The sequence below is a fragment of the Fibrobacter sp. genome (assembly GCA_024399065.1).
Taxonomy (GTDB): domain Bacteria; phylum Fibrobacterota; class Fibrobacteria; order Fibrobacterales; family Fibrobacteraceae; genus Fibrobacter.
Map to the genome: position 1 here is coordinate 1 of JAKSIB010000111.1, position 1,122 is coordinate 1,122.

1 rRNA gene is annotated in these 1,122 nt (G+C 54.2%); it reads right to left on the bottom strand.

From position 1 onward, the window contains the following. A 23S ribosomal RNA gene (locus MJZ25_16700) occupies positions 1-1,122 on the bottom strand; the annotation flags it as partial.

Below are 1,122 nucleotides of genomic sequence, written 5' to 3' on the forward strand. Positions count from 1 at the left end.
GTACCTGATCGCCGTGTTTGGCTCTCAGTCAAGCTCCCTTCTGCCTTTACACTCTGCGAGCGATTTCCAACCGCTCTGAGGGAACCTTTGGGCGCCTCCGTTACTCTTTGGGAGGCGACCGCCCCAGTCAAACTGCCCGCCTGACACTGTCCCGAGGGTCGTTACTCCTACGGTTAGAATTCCGATACACCAAGGGTGGTATCCCAACGTCGGCTCCACGAAGACTAGCGTCCTCGCTTCCAAGCCTCCCACCTATACTGTACATGCTGTATCAGAACCCAATGTCAGGTTACAGTGAAGCTCCATGGGGTCTTTCTGTCCAGTCGCGGGTAACCTGCATCTTCACAGGTACTTCAATTTCACCGGGTCCCTCGTTGAGACAGTGCCCAAATCGTTACACCTTTCGTGCGGGTCGGAACTTACCCGACAAGGAATTTCGCTACCTTAGGACCGTTATAGTTACGGCCGCCGTTCACCGGGGCTTCGGTCGAATGCTTTGGATTGCTCCGGACATCCTTCCTTAACCTTCCGGCACTGGGCAGGTGTCAGCACCTATACGTCAGATTTCTCTTTAGCAGGCACCTGTGTTTGTGGTAAACAGTCGCTTGGGCCTCTTCTCTGCGACCGGGCTATGCTCCAGAAGCAAGTTCCTTCACAATGCCGGCTACCCTTATCCCGAAGTTACGGGTACATTTTGCCGAGTTCCTTAACGAGGGTTCTCCCGCGCACCTTAGGATTCTCTCCCCGCATACCTGTGTCGGTTTACGGTACGGGCGGTGACTTTCTCACTAGAAGCTTTTCTCGGCAGTGTGGGGTCAACGACTTCGAAAGTATCGCTACTCTCTACGCATCACGCCTCAGCCTTACAGTGTGCGGATTTGCCTACACACCAGCCTACACGCTTGCACAGGAACTACCAATCTCCTGCTCGCCTGCCCTCCTGCGTCACTCCATCGCTCAAACAATTGTCACCGGTACTGGAATATCAACCTGTTGTCCATCTCCTACGCTCCATGCCTCGGATTAGGTCCCGACTTAACCTGGGACGACGATCGTTGCCCAGGAACCCTTATGCTTTCGGTGGAACGGATTCTCACCGTTCTTTTCGCTACTCATACCAAC